Here is a 24,894-nt window from a genome sequence, read left to right on the forward strand (position 1 = left end):
CCGTGAATACCCTGTACAGCCGTAACCGTGACATGGAAGAAGACGACGACGAACCCATCGGCCGCGACCGTGAGATGACTCTGGGAACGTCCTTCATCGTTGGCATCTTCTTCGCCCTGGTGCTGATCTGCGCCATCTTCTTCGCCTTCGGCTACTCGCTCGGCAAACGGTCCGCGCTTCCCGCTTCGGGCGTAGTTGCTCCGGCAGCAAGTCAAGACACAGGTTCCTCCAGCGCTGCGAAGCCTTCCTCAGCAATCCCGGAGTCTCAGGCAGCATCTGCTGACTCATCGACTGACACACCGGCTGATGACAGCTCGTCAAACGAACAGACTCCGCCAGCGGCCACGCAAACCCCTGTGGCAGTGCCGGCGAAGCTGACAATAAAGCCAACCCCTGTGAGCCGAGCTGTTGCGCCATCGACACCAGCAGTAGTCCCAGGCGCAGCTCAGTCAGTCGTGCAGGTAGCCGCGGTCTCGCGCAAGGGAGATGCGGACATGTTAGTCGGTGCTCTGAAACGGCATGGCTATAACGCGGCCATTCATCAATCGCCGCAGGATAAGTTGCTGCATGTGCAGATTGGTCCGTTCGCCACAAAGAAAGACGCCGACGCGATGCGCCAGAAGCTGACCGCCGACGGCTACAACGCCATCGTCAAGTAGTCCTCAGGCTTCATCGCATCGGGCAGCGCATCGGCAATGGCCTTGCGCACGGCCTTGAGTAGCTCGTCGCGCGTCTCATACTGCGTAGGCTCAATCACAGGCAGAAACTGCACCTTTGCCACTCCCGGCGTAATGGCGATGCTTCCCTTCCGCATCATGCGCTCGGTGCCGGAGAGCGCGATCGGAACAATCGGCGCCCCGGTCTGTTGCGCCAGAAAGAACGGCCCTTTTTTGAAGATGGAAAGCCTTCCATCCTTCGCACGCGTACCTTCCGGGAAGACCAGAATATTCAGCCCTGAATGAAGCGCGTCCGCCGCAGCCGCCACGCTGGCCTGCGCGGCCTCGCGGCGATGTCCACGCTCAACCGGCACAAACTTGCCCATCCTCATCGCCGTGCCAAGGATAGGAATGCGCATCAGCTCCTTCTTCAGCAGCACCGAACAGCGGCCCGGAAGCAGCGGAAGCACAACCGGCGGATCGAGGTTGGAGACGTGGTTGCACATGTAAATGCACTGACGGTCGGAGGGAACATTCTCCAGACCGCTGATCTCGATACGAATGCCTGCCGCGCGAACACCCGCATTGGCGATCCACATCGCCACACGGTAGAGACGGCTGATGTCCTGCACCAGAAGCGAATAGGGCATGCCGATGAGGCCAGCAAGAGGCCCCAGCGCGGTATAAACAAAAAGAAGTTTCAGCGTCGCGAACATGTTTTTATGCCCGTTCTACAGCGGCAACCGAGTGGGCAATCGCGTGCGGAAGTTTTTGATAGATACTGCCAAAGCCGCCGTTCGACAAGATGGCAACGACATCGCCGGTTCGGAGCTGCGGCACCAGAGCTTCCACAATCGCATCAGCATCGGCATAGACGGCTGCGGGTGTTCCGGCCTGATTGAGATGTGCGACGACGTTCTCCGGAATGAGCCGCTCGTTTGCAGGAATGCTTTCGGACTTGAAGACATTTGCAATCACAACGCTATCGGCTAGTGCCAGGCTCTCTACCAGATCGGCCTCGAAGACATTGCGGCGCAGCGTGTTGGAGCGAGGTTCGAGAACAGCGATGAGGCGTCGTCCTGGATAAGATTCACGCAAGGCACGCAGTGTTTCGCGGATGGCAGTCGGGTGATGCGCGAAGTCATCGATGATGGTAATGCCTTCGACAATGGAGCTGACCTCGAGCCTGCGCTTTACGCTTCTGAAGGTTGCCAGCGCCTCGATGATCGCCTCGACCGGAACGCCCTGCCCTGCGGCGAGGGCAGCGGCGGCGGTCGCGTTGAGCGCGTTGTGTTGGCCCGCCATCGGCAGGCTCAGTTCAGCAAACGCAGCGCCGTTGCGAGAGAGCGTCCAGCAGCTCAAGGCTTCGTCATGGCGAAGATTTGTAACGCACCAATGCGAGTCCACAGAGAAGCCGTAGCGCTCCACCGCGCAGAAGGCCTTGGCGACACACTCGCTGACGTTTTCGCTGCCATCGAAGGCCACTACGCGGCCACGCCGAGGAATGAGATTGACGAAGCGCTTGAATGCCGTCTTTACCGCAGCGAGATCGGGATAGATGTCGGCGTGATCGAATTCGACGTGCGTAAGAATCGCCGCATCAGGAAAATAGTGGAGGAACTTTGGACCTTTATCGAAGAAGGCAGTATCGTATTCGTCGCCTTCGAGCAGGAATGGCCGGGTTGGCCGCACCATAAAGCTGGTGCCGAAGTTCTCCGCCACGCCACCAATCAGAAATGACGGCGCGAGGCTGGGATTGCTACGCGACGCGACCTCGTAGATCCAGGCCAACATGCTGGTTGTCGTGGTCTTGCCGTGGGTTCCGGCAACCACCAGCGACTCGCGCCCCGGCAGAAATTCGCCGTGCAGAATGGCCGCCATAGAGCAGAACGGAATGCGCTGGTCGAGTACATATTCCAGCTCAACATTGCCGCGAGAGATGGCATTGCCGACGACTACCAGATCGGGCCGAGGCTCAAGATTGCTCTCCGCATAGGGTTCACGAACTTCGATCTTCAGGCCGCGCAGCAGATCGCTCATCGGCGGATAGGCAGCCGCATCGGAACCGGTAACGCGGTGCCCCTGTTGTTGCAGCATTCCCGCGAGGGACGCCATCGCGGTGCCGCAGATGCCGATGAGATGAATGTGTTTAAGCTTTTGCATGATGTCTACTTAGAGGCTAGATCGTAACCGCTGCTTCGAGAAAGTGCATTCGCGGATTCCCCGTTTCGGCCAAATCCAGCTTAACAGGAATGCCCAGCGGCAGCGTGACATTGGGCACTCCAACATGGCCACTGCGCAGGCCAATGGCGATGGGGCCTTCGAAGTCACGAAGCGAGTGCAGAATGGCGCGCTCCAGATAATCGTTCTCTTCGGGAGATACGCATTGGCTCATGTCGCCAAGAATGATTCCATGCGCCTCTTTCAACACTCCCGAGTAACGCAGATGGAGAAGCATGCGGTCCCATTGATAAGGCTTGGTGCCGATGTCCTCGAGAAAGAGAATGCTGTCGGTAATACGCGGTGCATAAGGAGTACCCAAAGACTCGGCAAGGATCGAGAGGCATCCGCCGCGCAGGACGCCTTCAGCGATTCCGCTGCAAAGTACGCGGAGTCCATCGGCAGCACCTAGCGACCATAAGGTATCGCCTGCGGTGGCGTGCTGCCAGCTTGCCGTGTCGACGCCGTCTTCGCGGGCAAAGTCGGCAGCGACCATAGGCCCATGGAAGGTGACGAGATTGGCCTCGTTATGCAGCCAGTTATGCAGCGCGGTGTGATCGCTGTATCCGATAAATGCTTTAGGATTGGCGCGGATCAGTGCTGCATCGAGAAAGGGCAATAACTCCGCCGAGCCCCAGCCGCCGCGAGTGCAGAGGATGCCGTCGATCGACGGATCGGCGAAGGCTGCATGAAAGTCTTCGAGGCGCTGCTCCAACGTGCCCGCATAGTAGAGAGGCCCGCGATCCAGCGCATGCTTGCCGAGGACGGTTCGATAGCCGAGCTCCTGCAATCTGCTGATACCGCGATGCACCAGATCGGATTTAGGAGTGCTTGCGGGCGACAGGACCGCCAGCGTCGCGCCGGGACGCAGCGCGGCAGGCTTTATCGTCGCACTGTTCGAGGTGGTCACAGCGCTGCAACCTCACCACGGCAGATGATTTCGGCAGGGCCAGTCAGACGCATTACGGCGTCGTTAGCTGGCCAGACTGTCTGTTGCGCGCCACCTTCGGCGATGGCGGTCAGCGAGCGGTTTACGTCGCGAAGCGCCATTGCTGCCGAGGAAGAAGCGCATGTGCCAGTACCCGAAGATGTCGTTGGGCCGCACCCGCGCTCGTAGATGCGGAAGGCAATCTCCGTTGGCGAGAGGACGCGGACAAACTCCACGTTGGTGCCATGCGGAAAGAGCGGACTTGTACTAATGCGGGCACCGAGGTCCTGCCAGTTTTTGCCGTGCGCGCTGAAGTCGTCCGTATCCACAAAGAGGACGAAGTGTGGATTTCCCACGTTGACCATCGCACCGGCCACATTGCCCACTTCGGGAAGCTCGATGGTGCGCGGCATCACGCGCGGAACGCCCATCTCGCTCTCGATGAGGAAGTAAGGATCGGCTGCTTCGATTACCTGGCAGGTACGCACACCGCCGTGTGTGCCAAGGGCTACGTGCTTGATGCCTTCGCTGCTGGCCAGCCATGCGGCTACACAGCGGGTACCGTTGCCGGAGAGTTCGGCTTCGCTGCCGTCGGCGTTGAAGAGGCGGAGAAAGAACTCTCCGTTGGGTTTGCGATCAAGAAATTCGATGCCATCCGCGCCGACGCTGGTGTTGCGGGCGCAGAGCTTGCGTGCAAGGTCGGCGTGACGCCGCTGCGCCAGAGGCTCTTCGATAATCAAGAAATCGTTGCCACAGGCGTGCGCTTTTACAAAAGGAATCATGCTTCTCTTATTCTGCCTCAGCGTTCTTGAAAACAGCGAATTGAAGTTACGGCGTCTTGGACGATGAACCGAAGCGGTTGGACCGGTAGATGCGCGCGCAGGGCTGGCCAGTGGTGCAGAGGATCGTCAACTCGGTGAGGCCCTGAGGATTAGCATCGACTGCTTTGGAAACCGGGTCGCCCTTGATGGCGATCACATAGGCCGCATGATCGGCGGGTGAGGCGAGTGCGGCCTTCCAGCTATCGTAATCACCTTCATTCACCGTCTGTTTTAACGGTATTCCCGCATCTTGAATCGCTCCAATATGGTCGGAGTTGTACATCAGGATAGGAACGCCGGGCGGAAAGGACTTCAGCACTCGCGCAATGGACGTCTCAAGGGACATTCGCGTCCTGGCGTTTACCATTCCCTCCTTCAGCACCAGGGGGATGAAGTGCATCATGGCGATGGTGTTCGCGACGATCAAAACCAGGGCAACAGGATGAAGGAACCGTGCCTTGAGCGGCTGTGACTGGCTCCATCGAAGCTGTATCCATTCGACAGCGAGAAACATGGATACCGCAAGCGCAGGCAACAGCTCCATGCCGTAGCGGGCGTTGTAGTAAGAGTGCGGCCATAGCTGCGGAATGAAGATCGGCACTGAGCTGTAGGCAATGGCGTAGACATAAAAAGGCAGCGGCAGCCAGAGCAACAGCCACGGCAACGCGAGGCGTCTGCGGATAGCCAGCGCCAGCCCCGCAAGCGCGGCGAGCATGACAGCGAAGCCTGTCTCCCATACCGAGGCATCGACCTGTGCCGTGCGTGTAAAGAAGAGCAGCGCCCAGCCGGGATTGTGCCATCCGCGATAGTGATGCGAACCGGGCGGCGAGGTCTTTTTCTCGATGGCAGCCGCAGAGTACGGGCCGCGCATGAAGTCCAGTGGATCGTGATAAAAGTGCTGGTTATAAGCAAGCCAGCTTAGAGGAGCGGCGATGGAAAGCAGAGTGAAGAGGATGAAGGATGGAGCGACTTTGCGCCAGACCTCGCGATGATGCGCAAGGCACCAGGTCACGATGCACCATGCCGCTGCGCCAAGTATCCAGCCATCGTATCGGGTGAAGACAGCCGCGACGATAAGCAGCGCGATGTAGATCAGCCGACGGTTTACCAGGCTGTAGCGTGACTCCCGTATCGCAACCGTGCACTCCATCGTAAACAGCGTCAACCAGATAAGCTCTGCGAGAAACAGAGGCTCGGTCATGGCTGTCGTTGAAAGATAGAGAAGGTTGGGGTTCAGCGCATAGAAAGCTGTTGCCGCGAGGGCCCAGCGCGGCGTCATCATGCGACGCGCAAGCCGGTAAATCCCAACCGCACTGGCGATAAAGCAGAGCAGCGAAGGCCATGCGCCCGCCAGGCCGTTCTGCCACCACTCCATCTTCTGCACAAAGGGCAAGATCAGAAGATGAGGTAGCGGTAGCCAGACTCCGCCTAGCTGCGACAGGCCAGGATTGCGCGAGTCGAAGATGCGGCGGGCGATGCCGAGATGGGCGACCGCATCTCCATAGAGCAAAAGATAGCCGTGCGAGTAGCAGAGAGCGAGCGCAACAAAAGAGAGGATGACCGCGATGAGAGCGATAGGAAAGCTCTCTTCCTTCGTAGCCGGACGCACCTCGTCGGGCGACGCCTCTCCGGCTGGAGAAGTTAGCGCCGCCAGAGTAACCGGCTTCAATCGCATCGGTCTACGCTCCTTCAAGATGAGAGATCTCCTTGAACAGGTTGAAGCGCTCTTCGATCTCTTCACGAGTGACCGCTTGCAAGCGCTCCGTTCCGAAGCGTTCGACGGCGAACGATCCCATCACGCCGCCGTAGAACATCGCCGTGCGAAAGACCGCAGGCGTCAGCTCTGGCTGCGATGCGAGATAGCCATAGAAGCCGCCGGCAAAGGAGTCTCCCGCGCCGGTGGGGTCGACGACTTCGGCCAGGGGCAACGCCGGTGCACGGAAAGGTCGGGAGATCTTCGTCTGCCCTCCGAAAGAGCGGTCGCTGAAGAACGCTGTGGCTCCGTACTCGCCATGTTTCACGACAAGAGTTTTGGGGCCCATCGACAGAACTTTTTCGGCAGCCAGAACCAGGTTCCGCTCGCCGGCAAGCATGCGGACTTCGCCATCGTTAATCAGCAGTACGTCGAGATCGCGGAGAACTTTCGCGAGGTTCTCGCCGTGGTCGGCGATCCAATAGTTCATCGTATCGCCGCAAACCATGCGAACCTGCGGCATCTGGCTGCGAACGCGGGCCTGAAGCGCGGGATCGATGTTGGCGAGGAAGAGGTATTTGCTGTCCGCATAAGCAGCGGGAATTTTGGGCTCGAAGGTCTGGAAGACATTCAGGTCGGTTCCCAGCGTCTTCGCCTCGTCCATATTGCCCGAGTAGGAACCTGTCCAATGAAAGCTGAGGCCCTTGGCCCGCTCGATGCCCTGCGTGTCGATGCCGCGCTTGGTCAGCACGCCCTCGTGAAGCTCGGTAAAGTCTTCACCGACGACAGCGATCACGCGCACGGGAGTGAAGTAGCTTGCAGCCAGCGAGAAATGCGTTGCCGCGCCACCCAGGCAATGGTCCACCGCGCCATGCGGAGTTTCGATGCTGTCAAAAGCTACAGATCCTACAACAAGAATGGACATAAACTCCTCTTCATACCAGTTAGTCACTTCGATTTAATAGTTCGCTCTTCGCTTACAGATATTTATCCAAGAGAAGAGCCAGCCGTTGTCGCGTCTCAGCAGGAATCGCCTTCGGATCGGTAAGAACCGCATACTTGAGCGCATCGACGCAGGCGCATGTTCTCTGCGTTGGCATAGCTGCGACTGCAGCACGAACTACCTTCGCCGCGTTGTCCGCATTCTGGTGGAGCACAGCTACGATCTGGTCGATGGTGACATCGTCATGGCCTTCGCGCCAGCAATCGTAGTCCGTCACCATTGCCAATGTTGCATAGCAGATCTCCGCCTCGCGGGCCAGCTTTGCCTCCTGTAGGTTCGTCATGCCAATGACATCCGCGCCCCAGCTTCGGTAGAGGTTCGACTCGGCGCGGGTCGAGAACTGAGGGCCTTCCATGCAGACATAGGTTCCGCCATTTTTTCCGACGACACCGACTTCAGCACAAGCCTTCTCAAAGGTGGAAGCGACCGTCGCGCAGACTGGATCGCCAAAGCCGACGTGGGCCACGATGCCGTCGCCGAAGAAGGTTGCAATGCGAGCGAAGGTGCGGTCGATGAACTGGTCCGGCATTAGAAAGTCAGTCGGCTTATGCTCCTCTTTCAGCGAGCCTACGGCAGAGACCGAAAGGATGCGTTCGACGCCCAGTTGCTTCATGCCGAAGATGTTGGCGCGAAAGTTCAACTCGCTGGGAAGCAGGCGATGCCCACGCCCGTGCCGAGCCAGAAATGCAACCTGACGGCCTTCAAGCTCGCCAAGCACAAAAGCGTCCGAAGGCTCGCCGAAGGGGGTTTCGACGCGCTCTTCGCGCACATTCGTAAGTCCGGGCATGGCATACAAGCCGCTGCCGCCAATAATTCCAATCTCTGCCTTGTTCAAAATGCCTTGCTCCTTTACCGAGCCGTGCTCGGATGACCTTCAAAAGTATATCGTTGCAGGGCTGCCGCTCGAATGATCCCAAACGAGGACAGCGTATGTGACAGCCCAAGTGACAGTTCGTGCGGCTGTACCGCTGCCGTCTGCACAGGGCCTACCGGCTGGAGGCCTACAATCTCGTCTCGCAGCTTGCGCGCCAGAGGCAACTCGAAACCCTCGCTGACGAAGACGCCCTTGCCTGAGAGGGAGAGGAGAACATCCCCTTCACTGGTGGAATAAATCTGCTCGTTTCCATCGGCCTCATCCTGGGTGCGCCGGACGACGCCCGAGTATTTGCGAGGTATCTCCGAAGCATAGATCCGTAAAAACGAGCGCGCCGAGTCCGCATTCTTCCAGCGCGAGTAGTAGAGCAATGCAATCGAAGCCGTCGACGACTTCTCTGCCTCCGTCACCGCGGATTTGCGCTGCGCGGCATAGTAGACACCGCCTGCCCACTCCGGCGCCAGCGCGGTCGCTATCTTCTGGCCGCCGAACAGCTCCGTCAACATGCGAACATCCAACTCGCCCATGACACCTACGTCATACGGGGCGTACTCCGCATCGATCAATGGATGAATGTCCGGTAGCCGCAACACAGGGACGGGCACATGAGACATGTAAGCCTTGGGATTCATGATCTCGAAGCTCGAAGAGGGTGGGTTTGCCAGAACGTCGGCAAAGGCCGCCTGTGCTCCCTTTTTCACGAGAATCGCCTGCTCAAAGCTGAGCCCATCGGTATAAGGAAACAGTAGAGACTCCTGCAACAGCAGCGGAGCCCTTGCCATTACCGGCGAACCGCTCGAGTCAGAAGCCATGTCCTGCAACCGGTCTCCCAACTCGGGAGCATCGGCAAGCGTCTTTCCTGTTGGCCTCAGCGTGTAGTCCACAAACACAGCCATCGCCTGTCCTTCGGCGACCGCATCGCGTGCCGTGTCTGCTTCATCCATCTGGATGTGCTGATTGTCCTCCTGCGCATTGCTGGCTGTGTTTTCAGGAGTTACATCAGACCACTTCGTCAGCCCTACCTTCTGGTCCTGCAATGCGTGCGTCAACTCATGCGCCAGTACAGGCTTTTGCTGATCGGGCGGTATCCAGTCCAATAAGCTGACCGTCTTCGTTTTGTTGTCATAGAAGCCTGCAATCTGTTCCGTCAGGAGTGAGAGCAGAAAAGGGCGCAGGTGAAAATCACGGTCGAGCAGCCCAAACTTCTTCAGAACGATCTCGGAGCGTTCCATCCGCTTCGTGCCTTCGTCTTCATCGAACTTCTTCGTCAGGTAGCGGTTGACCTGGTCGCGCGATATAAGTTTTCGTTTCACACGATGTTCAATCGGCAGCTTGGAGTCATTGCTGACAAAGCTCAGAATCTCATCGACCGAGCGGAAGAGCTCCTTTGCCTGCGCCTTCGTCATCGGCGCTTGTACCGTTGGGGCAGCAGCAGGCTGTTGCTCCGCCGGAACTGCCGTCTGCCCGGCAAATGCCGCGCTGGGAACCATGCAGATTGCTGTCGCTGCGAGCCACCCCGCCAAAATCAACCCTCTGCCACCAAGTCCTCGCTGCAACCTCAACCTCCGCATACATCGCTATAATCAAGTGTACGCAGAGTTTCCCTAATCGTGATGCCCCCCCTAGCCAATCCCGAGATCAGCTCTTTGCAAGCGCCGGACGAAGCCCTGCAACTCGCTGCCCTGCTTGATGGCGCTGGGCTGTCTTCAATCGATAGCGTCGGCTGGATTCGCGTGACGGGCGAAGACCGCGTGCGCTGGCTCAACGGCATGGTTACGAACTCCGTTCAGGACTTGCAGCCGGGTCACGGATGCTACAACTTTTTGCTCAGCGTGCAGGGACGTATTCAGGGCGATGGCTACATCTTTGCCGAGCCCGACGCCCTGCTGCTTGAGACCGCCTCTGAACATATTTCTGGCCTGATGTCGCTGCTCGATCGCTTCATCATCATGGATGACGTCGAGTTGGCCGAAAATAGTGCAGGCCGGTCAGGCCTTTCGATTTCTGGCCCCAAGGCCACGGCGTTGCTGGAAAATATCGGATTTTCTGCTGCATCTCTTGGTGAGCTTGAGTTCCAGGCGACAGTATGGAACTCGTCCAATGTCACGATCATTCATGCCTACAGCCCGTTAGTTCCCCGATTTGAGATTTGGACGGAGCCGGAGACTGCTGAAGCTCTATATCGAGCACTCCTGAGTGCAGGGGCCGTGATCTGTGATCCGCAGAGCCAGGAATGGCTGCGGCTGCTTGAAGGCACACCACGCTATGGAACCGACATACGAGAGCGCGAGTTACCGCAGGAGACCGGGCAAGCCCGCGCCCTGCACTTCTCCAAGGGCTGCTATCTTGGCCAGGAGATTGTCGAGCGCATTCGCTCGCGAGGCAACGTGCATCGCGCCTTCACCGCTTTTCGACTTGCAGGAGCCGTTCCTAGTCCGAGTACCCTGCTGGAAGCGGAAGACAAGCAGGTCGGCGAACTGACCAGCGCCGCAGCAATTCCGTTGCCCACAGGCACAGTGCAATTAGGCCTCGGATATGTTCGCCGCGAAGCACTGGAGCGCAACCTTCGACTTCAATATCCTGGCGGGACTGCAATTCCTATCCCTCGTCCTTTCAATACCGTTGAAGCCACCAAGTCCCCATCTGCATCTGAATCTTCTGAGAGAGTGTAGCCAATGTCTGAGCAGAACAAACCTTTCGTCATCACCGATCGCCGCAAGTTCACCGCTGAGGGCGAACTTCGCCCCGATGCACCGCCTTCACGGGAGAGAGAGCGCCACGATCCTCCTGCAGCCGAAGTGTCGGTTGCTGCCGAGCCAACACCTTCCTCTGCTCCGTCGCAGGATGAGGCTGAGCCCAAAGAGGAGCTTGCGCCACTTACAGAGGAGCAGATCAATCAAGCCCGCACTGCCTATCAGGCAACCGCAGAGCGCCTCGATACCGCCATCCGCGCCGCCAATCCCGGCATGGAGCATCCGCCAGCGATGAGCTTCGAGCAGATCGTCCACTCGGTTTACATGACAGCTATCATGCAGCTTGGCGGAGCTACTCCTGAAGGGCAACAGCCACAGGTTGACCTGATGGGCGCACGCCAAAGCATCGACATGCTCAGCATTCTGGCTGAAAAGACCAAGGACAACCTCACGCCCGAAGAGGCGCGACTGCTGGAAAATGCGCTCTTCGAGCTTCACATGGGCTTCCTTGAGATCACTCAGGCTCTGGCGCGCTCGGCAGCGGCAAAAGCACAAGGCTCAGGCCCAGTTCCGGGCCGACCAAGCATCGTTCGCTAAACGATGGAAGCGACCCTTACCTTTCTCGGCAGCGGCACATCGATGGGTGTGCCAACGCTGGGTTGCGACTGCGCGGTCTGCACGTCTGCCATGTCTCCTACGGGCGATGCTCGCAACCGCCGCACCAGACCGTCCATTCGTCTGGCTTACAACGATCACGTCGTCGTGATCGACACCGGGCCTGACTTTCACGCGCAGGCTCTGCGCGAAGGAATTCGGCGCCTCGACGCCGCGCTCTACACGCACGGGCATGCCGATCATGTGATGGGATTCGACGATCTACGCCCGCTGAGTTTTCACGCCAAAGATAATCTTCCCGTCTATGCGGATGACACCACCGCGAGCGATATCGAACGAATCTTTGACTACACCTTCCGCAAGGAGAATCGCTACCCCACCAGTGCCCGCGTGGAGATGCATCGCATCGATTCCGCCCCCGGCGCGGGCTTCGACCTCTTCGGAGCAACCTTCCAGCGCATCCCGGTTACGCACGGAAGCCAGCAGATCACGGGCTATCGTTTCGGCAGCGCAGCGTATCTCACCGACATGAGCGACATTCCTCCCGAGAGCATTCCACTCCTCCAGAATCTCGATGTGCTCATCCTCGACGCGTTGCGGCGCGATCCTCACTCCAGCCACTCTCATCTCGAAAAATCGATCGGCTTCGTCGAACAGCTCAAACCTCGTCGAGCCTTTTTCACTCATATGAGCCACGACCTCGACCACGCCGAGACGGAAGCAATTCTTCCCCCTCATATTCGCTTGGCCTTTGACGGCCTTCAAATTACCTTCGAGATTGCCTGATGAAGATCTATCGACATCTCTCGGAGGTCCCCGCGAACTTCGGCCCTTCGGTCGCCACAATCGGCAACTTCGATGGCGTGCATCGCGGACATCGCTGGCTGATCTCCGAATTAGTCGAGCGCGCCCGTTCCCTCGGAGTTGACTCTGTCGCCATCACATTCGATCCGCATCCCGGACGGATTCTGAGGCCACAGGCACACCAGCCGCTGATTACGCCGCTCGAGCAAAAAATCCAGCTACTGGCGACCACTGGTATCGACGCGCTGCTGGTATTGCCTTTCACCGGCGACTTCTCCCGGATGACTGCGCGTTCTTTTGCAACGGATGTCTTACAGAAGGCGCTTCATGTCACCGAGCTTCACGAAGGCCAAAACTTTCGTCTCGGCTACCAGGCCGAAGCAGGCATCGACAGTATCAAGCTGCTGGGCGAGGAACTAGGTTTCAGCCTGCGCGTCTATAAGCCGCGGATCATTCGCGGAGAGGCCGTCTCTTCCAGTCTCATTCGGCAACTCATCGCACAGGGCGATGTCAGCCACGCACGCGCACTGCTTGGGCATCCCTTCACCATCACGACTACACCGGCTTCCGGGCGCGGCTACGGCACTCGTTATACGGTTCCCACTATCAATATGGCGGCTTATCCTGAACTGCTGCCAGCCGACGGCGTTTACATTACTACGTTGACCGTCGGTGCAGGTTTATCACAGGAGACCTTTGACGCTGTCACCAACGTCGGCAACCGTCCTACCTTCGGCGCGGATTCATTTGCCGTCGAATCGCACCTGTTGAACTTTCATCCGATTGAGTTGAATGAGCAGACACCGCTGACGCTGGCGTTTTTGCAGCGGATTCGCGCCGAGATGCGCTTTCCCAGCCCGGAGGCGTTGCGCGAACAGATCGGCAAAGACGTTCTCAAAGCCCGGCGCTACTTCACTTTGTGCCATTCGGTTTCGAAACCCAGAAGCTCTGGGATCCAGCCGACGGCTTTGGCCCATTAGTTTTTCTAGCTGCACTCCCCGAAGCTGGCGGTTTTGAGACCCAGAAGCTCTGAGGCTCAACGTACTTCGATGGCGCAGGAGTCTGCTTTGCGCCGGTTTTGTCCACAGACACAGCTTGCCCAGCCGGAGCCTTCGGAACAATTGGCTTCGTAGGAAGCACAGTAACTCCCGACTGGCTGCCCTGCATATTCAATGTCTTCTTAGGTGCACCGGCAGTTGCGAAAGCTTCATTCGGTTTATCCGCGATGACCGCCCGCATGAACTCCATCCATATCGGCAACGCAGCACGCGCGCCAGTCTCCTTGTCTCCCAGCGACTGCCGATTATCAAAGCCAATCCATGTGCCGCATGTGACAGAAGGCGAAAAGCCGATAAACCAGGCATCGGTATAGTTATTGGTCGTGCCGGTCTTTCCTCCCAACGGATGATTCAACTGTGCCGCCGCAGTTGCCGTTCCGCCTCGAACAACAGTTTGCAGCAGTTGCATCATCTCGCGAGCCGTCTCAACCGAGATGACCTCGTTGATTTGCGGAGGCTTCTCATCGAACGGCAATCCGTTCGCCTGCGTCACCCTGCGAATATAGTGCGGCTCGATGCGGATACCGTCATTTGGAAACACGCTGTATGACCCTACCTGCTCATATAACGTGATATCCGCTGCGCCAATCGCGACGGGTAGAAATGCTGGCATGTCACTGGTGACGCCAAAGCGATGCGCCGTCTCGATGACCTTTCGGATTCCATATTTGTAGGCCAACTTTAATGCGGGAATATTTCGCGACTCCGCAAAAGCGTTGGTCAACGTCATTGCTCCTAGATAATTCTGCTCGTAGTTATGTGGGGTATAAGGCCCGCTGGGGGTCGGAAAAGTAGTCGGGCCATCCACGATGATGTCGGTCGGCTTGGCGCCTGCTTCAAATGCTGTCGTATACACATACGGCTTGAAGGACGATCCAGCCTGACGTTCCGCCTGGGTCGCCCGATTGAACTGCGACAGCGCGAAGTCACGACCTCCCACCATCGCCACCACCTCACCGGTCGCATTGTCCATCGCCATTAGCGAAGCCTGCGCGCCTGAGTCCTGTTGCAGCGAGGCTCGCAGCGTACCGTCAGGCCGACTTCCTTCAATGCGTGCATAGACGATGTCTCCGGTACGCAAAAAACTGTCTCCGTCCACATTTTGCGTCCACGCCCAGTCTTCCGGTCCCAGCACAGCCTGCTGGTTGCCGAGCTTCACGACAACTCGCTTCGCAGCGACCTCGGTCACAACTCCATGGACATAGGTTCCTTTGACAACTTCCTGTGTCCAATCAGGGTTTTTATAGCTATCCAAGTCCATTCCCGAGAGCACTACATTGCGCAGATTGCCTTTCCATCCCTCTCGGCGTTCGTAGGAAGCAGTACCATTCAGCACAGCTTGATTTGCAATCTGTTGCAGACCCAGATCCAGCGTCGTGTACACGCGCAAGCCTGCTCCGTGCACCTCTTCCACGCCGTACTCTTTTTCCAGTTGCCGCCGTACTTCTTCTACAAAGTAAGGCGCGACACTGTTGGCAGGAGCCTCAAGATGCAGACCAAGCGGCGCACTCTTCGCTGCATCGGCCTGCGCTTGTGAAATCTTGCCGTCGTGCAGCATTTCGTTGAGCACCAGATTGCGCCGTTTCAACGCACGCTCCGGATAGCGTGCGGGCGAGTAATACTCCGGCCCCTTGGGCAACGCAGCCAATAGAGCGGCCTCCGGTAAAGTCAGATCCCGCACATGTTTGCTGAAGTAATACTCCGAGCCAGCCTCGAATCCGTACGTTCCCCGCCCCAGATAAATCTGGTTCGCATAGAGTTCGAAGATCTGCTGCTTGGTGAACCGCCGCTCGATCTGCATGGAAAGAAAGATCTCCTGCAGCTTGCGTCCATAGGTCTTCTCCGACGAGAGAAAGAGATTCCTCGCCAGTTGCATGGTAATGGTGGATGCACCCTGCGCTCGCTGGTCTTCATGCAGATCGCGATACGCCGCCTCCACTGCCCGCATCAGATTCACTCCCCAGTTGCTCTCAAAGCTCTTGTCTTCAATAGAGATAATCGCCTCCCGCAGCATGGGAGGAAACTCCGCATAAGGCACAACCACGCGGCGCTCCAGCGCAAAAGACCCGAAGACCTTTCCGTGAACATCTAATAGTTCGGTCGTTGTGCTGGGACGATATCGCGCAAGGTCCGTCATTTGCGGCAGATTGATGGAGTAGATCAACATCAAGCCACACATCGCACCAAAAACCGCGGATGCGCCAAGCAATGCAAAAAACGTCATTCGCCTGGCGATACGACGGCTGGGATAGTCCGGCCCATTCAAGGTAGCGCGACGAATAACCCGCTGCCATGTCGGTTCAGTTTCGACCTCGGGGGGTCGAGGTCCACGGCTGAATATGCTCTGCACGACCTCTTCACGATAGCACGGCCAGCCACGAAATCGTGACCGGCCGTGCCATCGAAACCAGAGCCATCAATACCCTTTCGGGAATCTAAGCTGCTTTGTTCTTCAAGAGTTCAAGCGCCTTCGTCAGTTGGTCATCCACGGTAACAGAGGGCTTCTGAGGAGCTGCCACCGGCTTGCTCTCCGAGGTCTCATCGTCATCTTCATCTTCGTCAGGAATATTCGAAGCCACCAGCACTTGCGGCATGACGGCATCGTCCTGCAACTTCTTGCCGGAAGGAGACTCGTACTTCGCAACGGTCAGAATTACCGCTCCACCATCGGGAAGCTCGAATGTCTTCTGTTGCGCTCCCTCTCCGAAGGTCCTCTCTCCAACGAGTTCAGCACGTTTGTTGTCCAGCAGAGCAGCAGCCACCAGCTCCGCCGGGCCTGACGTTCCACGATTCACCAGAACCTCGATCGGCGCCGTCGCATTGATGGTCTTCGACGGGTCGACGGAGAATGTCTGTTTCTCTACCTTCTGCCCTTCAAGCGATGCAATCGTTCCGCTCGGCAACAGGAAGTTCGCAAGCCGCATCGCATCAGGCATATCACCGGCAGCAACATTGCGGAGGTCAAGCAGGATCTTCTTGTTCCCCGCCTTCTGCATGCCCTTCAACTTCTGCTCTACCTGCTGAACATGCTCGTGGTCCAGGATGTCCGGCTTCAGATACAGGATCGACGAATTCTCATACATCGTCTCTGAAACGGGAGGATAATCCACTACCGCTCGCGTCATGGTCAGCTTGTCTGGAGCGGCCTTGCGCGGCCGCACCACTGAGATCGTCAACTCGCTTCCGGAATCGCCTTCGAGCATCTTGCGAATCATGACCAGCGAGAGGTCTCGCGTATCCAGCGTTCCAATCGCCTCGATGATGTCACCGTCGTTTAGGTTGGCTTTGTCCGCCGGGCTTCCCGGAATCACGGATACGACAGTGGCATAGCCGAACCGCTTCGACACATTGATGCCAACCTGTGCTTTGCCGCCCTTGTCGGTCTTGTAGTTCTTGTATTCTTCCGGCGTTAGGTAGCTTGAGTCCGTATCCAGCGATTCCAGCAGCCCGCGCAGCGCGCCGTTGGTCACACTGTTGATATTCGGATCAACAACATAGTCGGTCTGGATATGCCGCAAGACTTCGCTGTAAACATTGATCTGGTTGTATGCGCCGTCCTGCTCCGATGCCGCGCTTACGCCGCTTGAGTTCACGCCCAGAAAAACAGTCAACACCAGCACAACCGAGACAACGAGCAGCAGGATCTTTGAAATCTTAGGCATAAGGCGAAACAATCTCCACGGACATCTGCGAATCAGGGATTAGACGTTCCCCACTGTCGAAATGATACTCTCGTACGAAGATTGCGCGATACGGGATGGCAATACGACATTGGTGGCGGTGGGCAGAATCGAACTGCCGACCTACGGGTTATGAGTCCGTCGCTCTAACCATCTGAGCTACACCGCCCTGAATGTGTATTGGCTGTACCAGCAGGAGCATCGCGCGACGAGCAGTTTCAGGAGAAACGTCGCGGCACAGCCAGTTCCAATCATACTTGATTCGCGCCCCAGCGAAAAGCTCCCGCCAATCGTTCTGGGGGTCATCCCTGCGCGGCTGGCTTCCACGCGACTTCCTCGCAAGGTCCTCCGTACGATTGCCGGTAAACCTATGCTGGCGTGGGTCTACGAGGCCGCGAAGGCTTGCCCGCAGCTCAGCGATGTCCTAATCGCAACCGATTCCCCCGAAGTCGCGGACCTCTGTGAGCGCAACGGCTGGGCTTTTCAGATGACCTCTCCCGACCTGCCCAGCGGCACCGACCGCGTCCACGCCGTCTCCCAACTCGTACACGCCGACATTTACGTCAATATCCAGGGCGACGAGCCTCTGCTCAAACCGCAGCACCTCACGGCGCTTCTCAGCCCGTTTGGCCGCCCCCACGTCGAGGTCTCGACGCTCAAAGTCCTCTGCACCGCAGAAAACATCGCCAATCCAAACGCAGTCAAGGTAGTGACCGCTGCGGATGGCCGCGCCCTCTATTTCAGCCGCGCCACGATTCCCTACGACCGCGACCAGACCAGACCGCTGTATTGGAAGCACATTGGCCTTTACGCTTATCGCAAGGCTGCTCTCGAACGCTTCCCTTCCCTTCCCCCCAGCGCTCTTGAGCAAAGCGAACGTCTCGAACAGCTCCGCTTCCTCGAAAATGGGATCAATCTCTACGTCGAACCTACGGAGTTCGACACGATCGGCGTCGATACCGAAGACGATCTGCGGCGAGTCGAAGCTCTGTTGCGCTGATTACTGAATGGCCTGGGCGCGCCAGTCTGCTGCCCAATGCGAAGGCTTTGGTCCCATCACAAAGTGCAGGGTTGAACCAGCCATGATGTCCTCGTAGCGGATGAGTGGCCGCGTCAGTGGCTTGCCATTCAACGTTGCCGACTGGATATACACGTTGGCGGCGGAGTTATTGTCGGCCACCACGGTGAACTGCTTTCCATTGGCGACCCGAAGGCTCATTTTGCGGAACATGGGACTGCCGATCATGTAGTCCCCCGATGCCGGGTTCACGGGATAAATACCAAGCGCAGTGAAGAGATACCACGCCGACATCTGACCGCAGTCGTCATCGCCATCGAGGCCGACAGGCTGACCGGCATACTCTGCGAGGGCGATCTCGCGCACCTTCGCCTGCGTCTTCCAGGGCTCGCCGCTGAAGTCGTATAGGTAACCGTAGTGGTGGCTTGGCTCGTTGCTGTGAACGTTATGCCCACCGGCAAAGTGCTGATCGAGCTTGGCGTTATAGGCTGCGGCGCCGCCCATTAGATTGAGGATGCCAGCCTCGTCGTGCAAAGGTGCCCAGGTGTAAACCCAGGCCGTGCCTTCCGTCCATCCGGCATCTTCGGCTGCCCATTTTCCGTCAGAGGTCTTGCCTCGCATCAGCCCGTCTGCAGAGTTGTAGAGGTGGCGGTCGTTCAACGAGCGATGCAGAAAGAACTGATAGTCCTTCTCTTTACCGAGTGCCTTGGCGACCTGCGCTACGCACCAGTCGTCGTAACTGTCCTCGAGCGTTCGCGATGCGGCCTCCGCAGTTTTATCGGTGGGAACATAGCCGAGCGCCTTGTAGTAAGTGAGTCCTCCTCGCGCTTCATAAGGCGTATGCTCCTCGCGGTCGGCCCAGCGGCGCGTCGTATCTCCATCGGGCGGCGTCATCGCGTCCTTGTAAACAGCCTTCCACGCCAAGTCGCGATCGAAGCCATGAAAGCCCTTGCGGATAGCCTCTGCCACCAGCGAGTCCGCGTGGGTACCGATCATGATGTTGGTGTAGCCCGGATTCGGCCACTTCGGCATCCAGCCGCCCTCACGATAGTTCTGCAGCAAGGCGGTAATCATGCCATCGACGCGCTCAGGAGCGAGCAACGTCAGCATGCTGTTCTCCGCGCGAAAGGTATCCCATATCGAATAGGCGGTGTACGACTCGCCCTGATGAATAGTGTCGTCGAACGCGCTGTAGTAGCGGCCGTCTTCGGAGAAGACGCGGGGATAGAGCAGTGCATGATAGGCAGCGGTATAGACCGTCCGTCGCTCTTCGTCCGAAGCGCCCTGCAATCCGATCCTGTCGAGCTTCGCCTGCCACTTGTCGCGCAATGCCTGCCGGACGGCTGCAAAGTTCCATTCGGGAATCTCTCTTTTCAGGTTTGCGCGCGCCTGATCCACGCTGATGAAGGATGTGCCGACACGCAGCTCAATGACCTGTTGTGCTTTGGCCGGAGCAAAGGTTGCGTAGGCTCCGCGAGCATGGGCCGCCTGTGCGTCATCCATGCCATAGGTATCGGCCTTTTGAAATGCCTGCCGGAACTGAACGACGAAATAGCCTTTAAAGTTTTTGAGCGCAGCCGGTCCAAGATGGGCATCCATTCGGTCGGGGTTGTAGCCGGTAATCTCATGGTTCGCCGCGTCGATCTGCACCGCTCCGGCATGGCCTGCTCTTGAGGCTTCAATCAAAATTCGCGATGGAGTGTTCGCCGGAAAGGTGAAGCGCATATAGCTGCACCGCTCGGTCGCTGTCATCTCCGAGCGAATCTGTTTACCACTCCCGGCATCGAGCGCTACCGAATAAAAATTAGGATGCGCAACTTCATTGGCGTGGCTAAAAGGCAGCTTCCGTTCTTCTGGAGTCGTCTTCAGATCGCCGATCTCGGGCATCAGCGTGACGTATCCGTAATCGCCCATCCAGATCGCGGGTTGATGCGTTCCGATAAATCCAGAGATCGTCTTGTCGTCGTAGTTATACGAGACCACGCTGATCTTGTTCTGACGCGTCTGCGGCGTCCAGTTCGTCATACCAAAGGGCGGAGTAACGAAGGGCATCGTGCCGCCGTAACCGATCTTGCCGCTGGCAGTGCCTATCAGCGGATTGACCCAGTCAATCGACCCTGCAGGAGACGCAGCCAGCAGGGATACGGCGGAACCAAGGAATACAAGCGAAGCCACAGCACGAAGAAGGAATGGTCGATACATAGCACCAAATTTATATCGAAATCGACCGTTCGCTCGTTACAAAAATTTATTTCGACTCAGTCGCAGGTCTAAAGCAAAAATCCATCTTGTCGGCGTGCACCGTCACTGCGACATCTTCCAGTGACTCAGCCACCCACTCCGCCCGCCGTAACTCTTCGAGCGAGTGCGTCCCCAGCACTCCAAGAACACGGCACCCTGCGGCAATACCAGCCCCCACTCCAGACGGTGCGTCTTCCACCACAACGCAGTCCTCGGGACGAAAACCAAGCAGTTCAGCCCCGCGCCGGTACGGCTCAGGATCGGGCTTGCCACGCTCCACCATGTCTCCGCTAATAATTCGTGATGGAATCGGCAGTCCTACAGCCTCCAACCGTCCCAGCATTAATCGACGCGTAGCCGAGGTTACGATCGCCCATCTCTCGATCGGGAGACTCTCCAGCAGCATTTTTACGCCGGGCAACACCTTGAGGTCGGCCATATCCTCAATCTCCATGTCTTCGATCACGCGCAGCCCTTCCTGCGGATCGATATCCGGGCGTAACGACTTCACAATGTCGATGGCACGAACACCATGCGGCACAGTGTAGGTCTCTGCATTCGGCACGTTATAAATCTCTGCCCACCGCCGCCAGCACCGCACCACCGAACCGATGGAGCTGATCAGCACTCCATCCATGTCAAACAAGAGACCCTTTGCCTCAACACAAACCTGCTCGCTCAAACAGCGCTCCCCTGCAACACAAACCTCTGCGCCGCCTCTAATATCTTCGTCACCGACTCGGACGAACAGCTCTCGCAATACACGCGCAGCAGCGGCTCGGTACCCGAGGCACGCAAGAGCAGCCATGTCTCTGCAACATTTGGCTTGCCTGCACAATCCTGGTTATCGAGGAAAAATTTAATGCCGTCCATCGTCTCGACGCGAAGCACCTTCATCCCCGCGATCTCCACCACTCCAGCCTTCGCGCGTGAGATTGCCGACTGCTTGATGGACTCATCAATGTGCATATCTACGCGTCCGTACTGATGCTCCCCAAACTCTTCCTGCAACGCAGCAACTAATTCTCCGAGCGTCTTTTTCTCATCGGCCATCACATTCGCCAGCAGAAGAGAGTTCAGCATTCCGTCTCGCTCCGGCAAGTGCCGGCTAATGCCAATCCCGCCGGACTCCTCGCCACCGATCAGAATCTCTTGCTCAAGCATCAACTCACAGACATACTTGAAGCCGATACCGTGCTCATGCAGTCTGCGACCATGCTTCGCCGAGATGCGATCGATCATCTTGGTGGTGTTGAAGGCCCGCGTTACATCGCCCGGCCACTTCTTACGCTCCAGCAACCATTTCAGCAGCACTGAAAAAATCTTGTGCGCATCCACAACATTGCCATGTTCATCCACAGCGCCTATACGATCTGCATCGCCATCGGTAATTAAACCGGCATCGCAATGTTCTGCGGCCACTGCTACCTGCGTCTCGCAAATATTCGGAAGAATGGGTTCGGGATTGATCCCCGGAAACGACGGGTTGATCTCACTCCGAATCTCTACAAAGGGAACCTGCGCCTGGGTGAAGATGCCCGCAAGTACACCACGTCCAGCGCCATACATCACATCGATCAAATATTTATAACCAGACGCCCGAATCGCATCAAGATCCACAAATCGCGTGATCGCGGCAATATAACCTGGATTGAAATTGACTTCTTCGATTGCCGCCGGTGCTGCACTCTTTGCCAGAGGCTTTCCGAGGTAGCTTTCAATTGCGGTCATGATCGACGGCAAGCCCGATCCGCCATAACTCGCCTTGTACTTCACGCCATTCCACTCCGCAGGATTGTGGCTCGATGTAATCATCACGCCACCCGCTGCCTTGCGCTCGCGCACCGCATAAGAGAGCGCAGGCGTAGGGGTAATCTCCGCTGCCAAAGCTACCGGAATCCCCGCGTTCGCCAAAACCTCCGCAACTACCTTCGCAAAAGAGCGTGAGCCGAAACGCGTGTCATAAGCAATGCAAACCCCAGCCGCGGCATCTTCATGGGCCAGCACATAGTTTGCAATCGCCGCGGCCGCCACGCGCACATTGGCATAGGTAAAGTCATCGGCAATAATGCCGCGCCAGCCATCCGTTCCAAACTTCACCGCTGTCTCTGCCATCACTCTCGCCGTCATCCGCTAAATTAGGTCTTCCCGTCCAGCCTTTTTCAACTCCGCAACCACTTTGCCCACATCCTGCGATCGTTCACGCGTCGTAATCAGCAACGCGTCTTTCGTCTGCACCACGACCAGATTGTTCACGCCCACCAGCGCAATCACCTTGCCGGGCGCATAGACATAGTTGCCGTTGGAATCGATGGAGACGCATAGCGGGTCGGTCTCGTCAAACACATTCGCAAAAGCCAGCTTCTCGGGCGAACAGTCTGCCATGTTCTCGTGCAGCGTCGACCAACACCCAAGATCGTTCCACTGGAAATCGCCAGGCAGACAGTAGATCTCCGCTTCGGCTTCGCCCTTTCGTGACCTCGGCTCCAGCACGGCGTAGTCGATGCTGATGTTATCGCACTGCGGATAAAGCTCAGCAAACACACTTGTAAACTTATCTGTACCGTACGCTGCCGCAATCTTTTCAAGCAACGGCGCCATCGCAGGACAATATTCTCGGATTGCTCCAGCCAGTGTCCGCGCGCTCCACAAAAAGATGCCGCTGTTCCAGGCGTAATTCCCTGTCGCCACAAACTGTTCGGCATTCTCCTTGTCAGGCTTCTCGGTAAACCGCCTTACCCTATGAGCCTCGATTCCATCTGCAATCATGGTTGCATCATCGGCAACCGCGCCCTGCTCGATGTAACCATAGCCTGTCTCAGCCCGAGTAGGAGGCACACCCAGAACCACAATCTTGTCGCCGCTGGCGGCCAGCTTCGCACCCGCATGAATCACCTTCGCGAATCGCTCACTGTCCTTGACCACCTGGTCCGACGGAAATACACCGATCACCGTATCGGGCTCAGTCTTCTCCAGCAAAAATGCCGCCAACGCACACGCTGGAGCTGTATTTCTCGCAGCCGGTTCGCTCAGGATCTGCGTTCGTGGAACCTCCGGCAACTGCTCCGCGATCACCTCATCCAAAAGCTCATTGGTAATGACCCACACATTGGCAGTATCCGCCAACGGACTGAGCCGCTTCAGCGTCTGCTGAATCATGGTCTCGTCGCCATCGAGAGCAAGCACCTGCTTCGCCTTCGCCTTTCGGCTTCGAGGCCAAAAGCGTGTCCCGCTGCCACCTGCAAGAATCACTGGAGCGAACCGCAACTCCGACCTGCCGACTTCTATGGACATACAGCTCCGTCTCAAAGGAAAGACCGCACATTCCCAGTGCGGCCTTTCTTTTATTCAATCTCTAGCGCAACGACGCAAAATACTCCCGCATCCGTTTCACGCCTTCATCAATGACATCGTGTGAAACCGCATACGACAGCCGAATATGCTCATTCGTTCCGAATGCCTCGCCCGGAACCACAACAACATGCGCCTCACTGAGAAGCTTCGCAGCGAGGTCTGAAGCGGATTTGATACCGCCCTTACCGATGAAATTTTTCACGTTGGGATAGACATAAAACGCTCCCTGAGGCACCGTGCACGTCAATCCAGGAATCGTCTTGAAGCCTTCGAGCACCTGATTGCGCAGCTTGATGTAGTCCGCGCGCATCTCCGTCACGCATTGCTGCGAACCGCTCACAGCCGCTATCGAAGCACGTTGCACCATGCTTGCCGTGTTGGATGTGCTCTGCGACTGCAACTTGCTCATCGCCGCAATAATAGGCTTCGGTCCCAGCGCGAAACCTGCCCGCCAGCCAGTCATCGCATAGGTCTTCGAGAGCGATCCCAAAATCACAACATGTTCTTTGCAGTCGGTGAACGAGCCGCCACTGACAATCTCGCCGGTAAAGTTCAGGTAGACATAGCACTCATCCAGCAGAACGTAGATGTCACGCTTATGCGCCAACCGGACAATCGCTTCCAGGTCTTCGGGCGATACCACCGCGCCCGAAGGGTTCGACGGCGTATTCAGAATAATCGCCTTCGTCTTCGGCGTAATCGCATCCTCGATCATCTTCGCTGTGACGCGAAAATTCTCCGCCTCATCGGTTTCGACGAGAACTACCTTGCCGCCAGCGTACTGAATGATGTCCTTAAAAGAAACCCAGTAGGGCACTGGAAGAATTACTTCATCGCCGTGGTCAACGAGCACTTGAACGGCATTGAACAGGGCCAGCTTGCCGCCTGTCGTGAACACGCACTCGTCGGGCGTGTAGTTCGAACCAAAGTCGGCCGCGTGACGATCTACAATCGCCTTCCGAATCTCGGGAATGCCGGCAACATTTGTATAACGGGTAAAGTTCTTCTCGATCGCATCGATGGCCGCGTCTTTAATGTGCCGCGGCGTCGCAAAATGCGGTTCTCCCGCGCCAAAATCGGCTAGATTGACACCCTCAGACTTCAATTTGAGCGCCGCCGCCGTAATTGCCATCGTCGCAGAGACTTCAATGCGGTCGATCCGATCCGCAAATATCTTCGTTGCCGTTAAGCTCATATACCTAGTTTGTCAGATTTACCTTGCAAGATAAAGCATTC

Annotated in this window: 21 protein-coding genes and 1 tRNA gene; 6 read left to right on the forward strand and 16 right to left on the reverse strand. The window is 57.3% G+C overall.

Annotation, left to right across the window (positions count from 1 at the left end; translation table 11 throughout):
- Nucleotides 1–2 precede the first annotated feature (2 nt).
- Nucleotides 3–659 (forward strand): SPOR domain-containing protein, encoded by a 657-nt coding sequence (locus GSQ81_RS05040; protein WP_158909577.1) that lies wholly within the window; start codon nt 3–5, stop codon nt 657–659.
- Here GSQ81_RS05040 and GSQ81_RS05045 read toward each other — a convergent pair.
- From GSQ81_RS05045 to GSQ81_RS05080, 8 genes are read right to left on the reverse strand one after another with little or no spacing between them, the layout of a single operon-like run.
- Nucleotides 638–1,372 (reverse strand): 1-acyl-sn-glycerol-3-phosphate acyltransferase, encoded by a 735-nt coding sequence (locus tag GSQ81_RS05045; protein ID WP_158909578.1) that lies wholly within the window; start codon nt 1,370–1,372, stop codon nt 638–640. The genes GSQ81_RS05040 and GSQ81_RS05045 overlap by 22 nt on opposite strands.
- A gap of 4 nt (nt 1,373–1,376) precedes the next feature.
- Nucleotides 1,377–2,819, reverse strand: a complete 1,443-nt coding sequence (gene mpl, locus GSQ81_RS05050) for a UDP-N-acetylmuramate:L-alanyl-gamma-D-glutamyl-meso-diaminopimelate ligase (protein WP_158909579.1) — start codon at nt 2,817–2,819, stop codon at nt 1,377–1,379.
- A gap of 16 nt (nt 2,820–2,835) precedes the next feature.
- A complete protein-coding gene (locus GSQ81_RS05055; RefSeq protein ID WP_158909580.1) occupies nt 2,836–3,786 on the reverse strand; it encodes an LD-carboxypeptidase in 951 nt (316 codons plus the stop codon).
- Nucleotides 3,783–4,586: a diaminopimelate epimerase gene (gene dapF, locus GSQ81_RS05060; protein ID WP_158909581.1), complete on the reverse strand. Its 804-nt coding sequence runs from the start codon at nt 4,584–4,586 to the stop codon at nt 3,783–3,785. Before dapF ends, GSQ81_RS05055 begins: the two co-directional genes overlap by 4 nt.
- A 46-nt stretch (nt 4,587–4,632) precedes the next feature.
- Complete coding sequence (locus GSQ81_RS05065; protein WP_254059995.1) at nt 4,633–6,318, reverse strand: glycosyltransferase family 39 protein; 1,686 nt, start codon at nt 6,316–6,318, stop codon at nt 4,633–4,635.
- Nucleotides 6,305–7,243: a PfkB family carbohydrate kinase gene (locus GSQ81_RS05070; protein ID WP_158909582.1), complete on the reverse strand. Its 939-nt coding sequence runs from the start codon at nt 7,241–7,243 to the stop codon at nt 6,305–6,307. Before GSQ81_RS05070 ends, GSQ81_RS05065 begins: the two co-directional genes overlap by 14 nt.
- 52 nt (nt 7,244–7,295) lie before the next feature.
- A complete protein-coding gene (mtnP, locus tag GSQ81_RS05075) occupies nt 7,296–8,156 on the reverse strand; it encodes an S-methyl-5'-thioadenosine phosphorylase (protein ID WP_158909583.1) in 861 nt (286 codons plus the stop codon).
- Nucleotides 8,157–8,170: 14 nt separating this feature from the next.
- Complete coding sequence (locus GSQ81_RS05080) at nt 8,171–9,751, reverse strand: hypothetical protein (protein ID WP_254059996.1); 1,581 nt, start codon at nt 9,749–9,751, stop codon at nt 8,171–8,173.
- A gap of 57 nt (nt 9,752–9,808) precedes the next feature.
- On the opposite strand from GSQ81_RS05080, the gene GSQ81_RS05085 reads away from it, so the two are divergent.
- Genes GSQ81_RS05085 through ribF form a run of 4 tightly spaced genes read left to right on the forward strand, consistent with a single transcriptional unit; the run spans nt 9,809 to nt 13,287 of the window.
- Nucleotides 9,809–10,867, forward strand: coding sequence for a folate-binding protein YgfZ (locus tag GSQ81_RS05085; protein WP_158909935.1), 1,059 nt, complete (start codon nt 9,809–9,811; stop codon nt 10,865–10,867).
- Nucleotides 10,868–10,870: 3 nt separating this feature from the next.
- Nucleotides 10,871–11,485, forward strand: coding sequence for a DUF1844 domain-containing protein (locus GSQ81_RS05090; protein WP_158909584.1), 615 nt, complete (start codon nt 10,871–10,873; stop codon nt 11,483–11,485).
- Between the two features lie 3 nt (nt 11,486–11,488).
- Entirely contained in the window at nt 11,489–12,289 is an 801-nt protein-coding gene (locus tag GSQ81_RS05095; RefSeq protein WP_158909585.1) for an MBL fold metallo-hydrolase, read from the forward strand.
- Nucleotides 12,289–13,287, forward strand: a complete 999-nt coding sequence (gene ribF, locus GSQ81_RS05100) for a riboflavin biosynthesis protein RibF (RefSeq protein ID WP_158909586.1) — start codon at nt 12,289–12,291, stop codon at nt 13,285–13,287. Before GSQ81_RS05095 ends, ribF begins: the two co-directional genes overlap by 1 nt.
- Here the strand turns inward: ribF and GSQ81_RS05105 are convergent.
- The 3 genes from GSQ81_RS05105 to GSQ81_RS05115 all read right to left on the reverse strand — a co-directional run bounded on the left by GSQ81_RS05105 (nt 13,220) and on the right by GSQ81_RS05115 (nt 17,214).
- Nucleotides 13,220–15,589, reverse strand: coding sequence for a PBP1A family penicillin-binding protein (locus GSQ81_RS05105; protein WP_174237943.1), 2,370 nt, complete (start codon nt 15,587–15,589; stop codon nt 13,220–13,222). The genes ribF and GSQ81_RS05105 overlap by 68 nt on opposite strands.
- Nucleotides 15,590–15,800: 211 nt before the next feature.
- Entirely contained in the window at nt 15,801–17,027 is a 1,227-nt protein-coding gene (locus GSQ81_RS05110) for a S41 family peptidase (RefSeq protein WP_158909588.1), read from the reverse strand.
- 110 nt (nt 17,028–17,137) lie between these two features.
- Nucleotides 17,138–17,214, reverse strand: a tRNA-Met gene (locus GSQ81_RS05115).
- An 84-nt stretch (nt 17,215–17,298) separates the two neighbouring features.
- Between GSQ81_RS05115 and kdsB the strand changes: the two genes are divergently transcribed.
- A complete protein-coding gene (gene kdsB, locus GSQ81_RS05120) occupies nt 17,299–18,045 on the forward strand; it encodes a 3-deoxy-manno-octulosonate cytidylyltransferase (RefSeq protein WP_158909936.1) in 747 nt (248 codons plus the stop codon).
- Here the strand turns inward: kdsB and GSQ81_RS05125 are convergent, their stop codons facing one another.
- The 5 genes from GSQ81_RS05125 to GSQ81_RS05145 form a co-directional block, all read right to left on the reverse strand.
- Complete coding sequence (locus tag GSQ81_RS05125) at nt 18,046–20,265, reverse strand: GH92 family glycosyl hydrolase (protein WP_158909589.1); 2,220 nt, start codon at nt 20,263–20,265, stop codon at nt 18,046–18,048.
- Nucleotides 20,266–20,311: 46 nt separating this feature from the next.
- Nucleotides 20,312–20,986 carry an HAD-IA family hydrolase gene (locus GSQ81_RS05130; protein ID WP_158909590.1) on the reverse strand — a complete coding sequence of 225 codons (675 nt, stop codon included), beginning with the start codon at nt 20,984–20,986 and terminating at the stop codon, nt 20,312–20,314.
- Complete coding sequence (locus GSQ81_RS05135) at nt 20,983–22,419, reverse strand: phosphoglucomutase/phosphomannomutase family protein (protein ID WP_158909591.1); 1,437 nt, start codon at nt 22,417–22,419, stop codon at nt 20,983–20,985. The genes GSQ81_RS05130 and GSQ81_RS05135 overlap by 4 nt, the downstream gene beginning before the upstream one ends.
- An 18-nt stretch (nt 22,420–22,437) precedes the next feature.
- Nucleotides 22,438–23,598, reverse strand: coding sequence for a mannose-1-phosphate guanylyltransferase (locus tag GSQ81_RS05140; RefSeq protein WP_158909592.1), 1,161 nt, complete (start codon nt 23,596–23,598; stop codon nt 22,438–22,440).
- Nucleotides 23,599–23,659: 61 nt separating this feature from the next.
- The gene (locus GSQ81_RS05145; protein WP_158909593.1) at nt 23,660–24,853 is read right to left on the reverse strand and encodes a pyridoxal phosphate-dependent aminotransferase; all 1,194 of its coding nucleotides are present in this window, start codon (nt 24,851–24,853) and stop codon (nt 23,660–23,662) included.
- Between the last annotated feature and the right edge of the window lie 41 nt (nt 24,854–24,894).

The sequence above is a fragment of the Granulicella sp. L56 genome (assembly GCF_009765835.1).
Taxonomy (GTDB): Bacteria; Acidobacteriota; Terriglobia; order Terriglobales; family Acidobacteriaceae; genus Edaphobacter.

Excerpts from the sequence above, each read along its gene's own strand:
- GSQ81_RS05045 (WP_158909578.1), bottom strand. The coding sequence starts at position 1,372 with ATGTTCGCGACGCTGAAACTTCTTTTTGTTTATACCGCGCTGGGGCCT.
- mpl (WP_158909579.1), bottom strand. The coding sequence starts at position 2,819 with ATGCAAAAGCTTAAACACATTCATCTCATCGGCATCTGCGGCACCGCG.
- dapF (WP_158909581.1), bottom strand. The coding sequence starts at position 4,586 with ATGATTCCTTTTGTAAAAGCGCACGCCTGTGGCAACGATTTCTTGATT.
- GSQ81_RS05070 (WP_158909582.1), bottom strand. The coding sequence starts at position 7,243 with ATGTCCATTCTTGTTGTAGGATCTGTAGCTTTTGACAGCATCGAAACT.
- GSQ81_RS05085 (WP_158909935.1), top strand. The coding sequence starts at position 9,809 with ATGCCCCCCCTAGCCAATCCCGAGATCAGCTCTTTGCAAGCGCCGGAC.
- GSQ81_RS05090 (WP_158909584.1), top strand. The coding sequence starts at position 10,871 with ATGTCTGAGCAGAACAAACCTTTCGTCATCACCGATCGCCGCAAGTTC.
- GSQ81_RS05095 (WP_158909585.1), top strand. The coding sequence starts at position 11,489 with ATGGAAGCGACCCTTACCTTTCTCGGCAGCGGCACATCGATGGGTGTG.
- ribF (WP_158909586.1), top strand. The coding sequence starts at position 12,289 with ATGAAGATCTATCGACATCTCTCGGAGGTCCCCGCGAACTTCGGCCCT.
- GSQ81_RS05105 (WP_174237943.1), bottom strand. The coding sequence starts at position 15,589 with ATGACGTTTTTTGCATTGCTTGGCGCATCCGCGGTTTTTGGTGCGATG.
- GSQ81_RS05110 (WP_158909588.1), bottom strand. The coding sequence starts at position 17,027 with ATGCCTAAGATTTCAAAGATCCTGCTGCTCGTTGTCTCGGTTGTGCTG.
- GSQ81_RS05125 (WP_158909589.1), bottom strand. The coding sequence starts at position 20,265 with ATGTATCGACCATTCCTTCTTCGTGCTGTGGCTTCGCTTGTATTCCTT.
- GSQ81_RS05135 (WP_158909591.1), bottom strand. The coding sequence starts at position 22,419 with ATGGCAGAGACAGCGGTGAAGTTTGGAACGGATGGCTGGCGCGGCATT.
- GSQ81_RS05140 (WP_158909592.1), bottom strand. The coding sequence starts at position 23,598 with ATGTCCATAGAAGTCGGCAGGTCGGAGTTGCGGTTCGCTCCAGTGATT.
- GSQ81_RS05145 (WP_158909593.1), bottom strand. The coding sequence starts at position 24,853 with ATGAGCTTAACGGCAACGAAGATATTTGCGGATCGGATCGACCGCATT.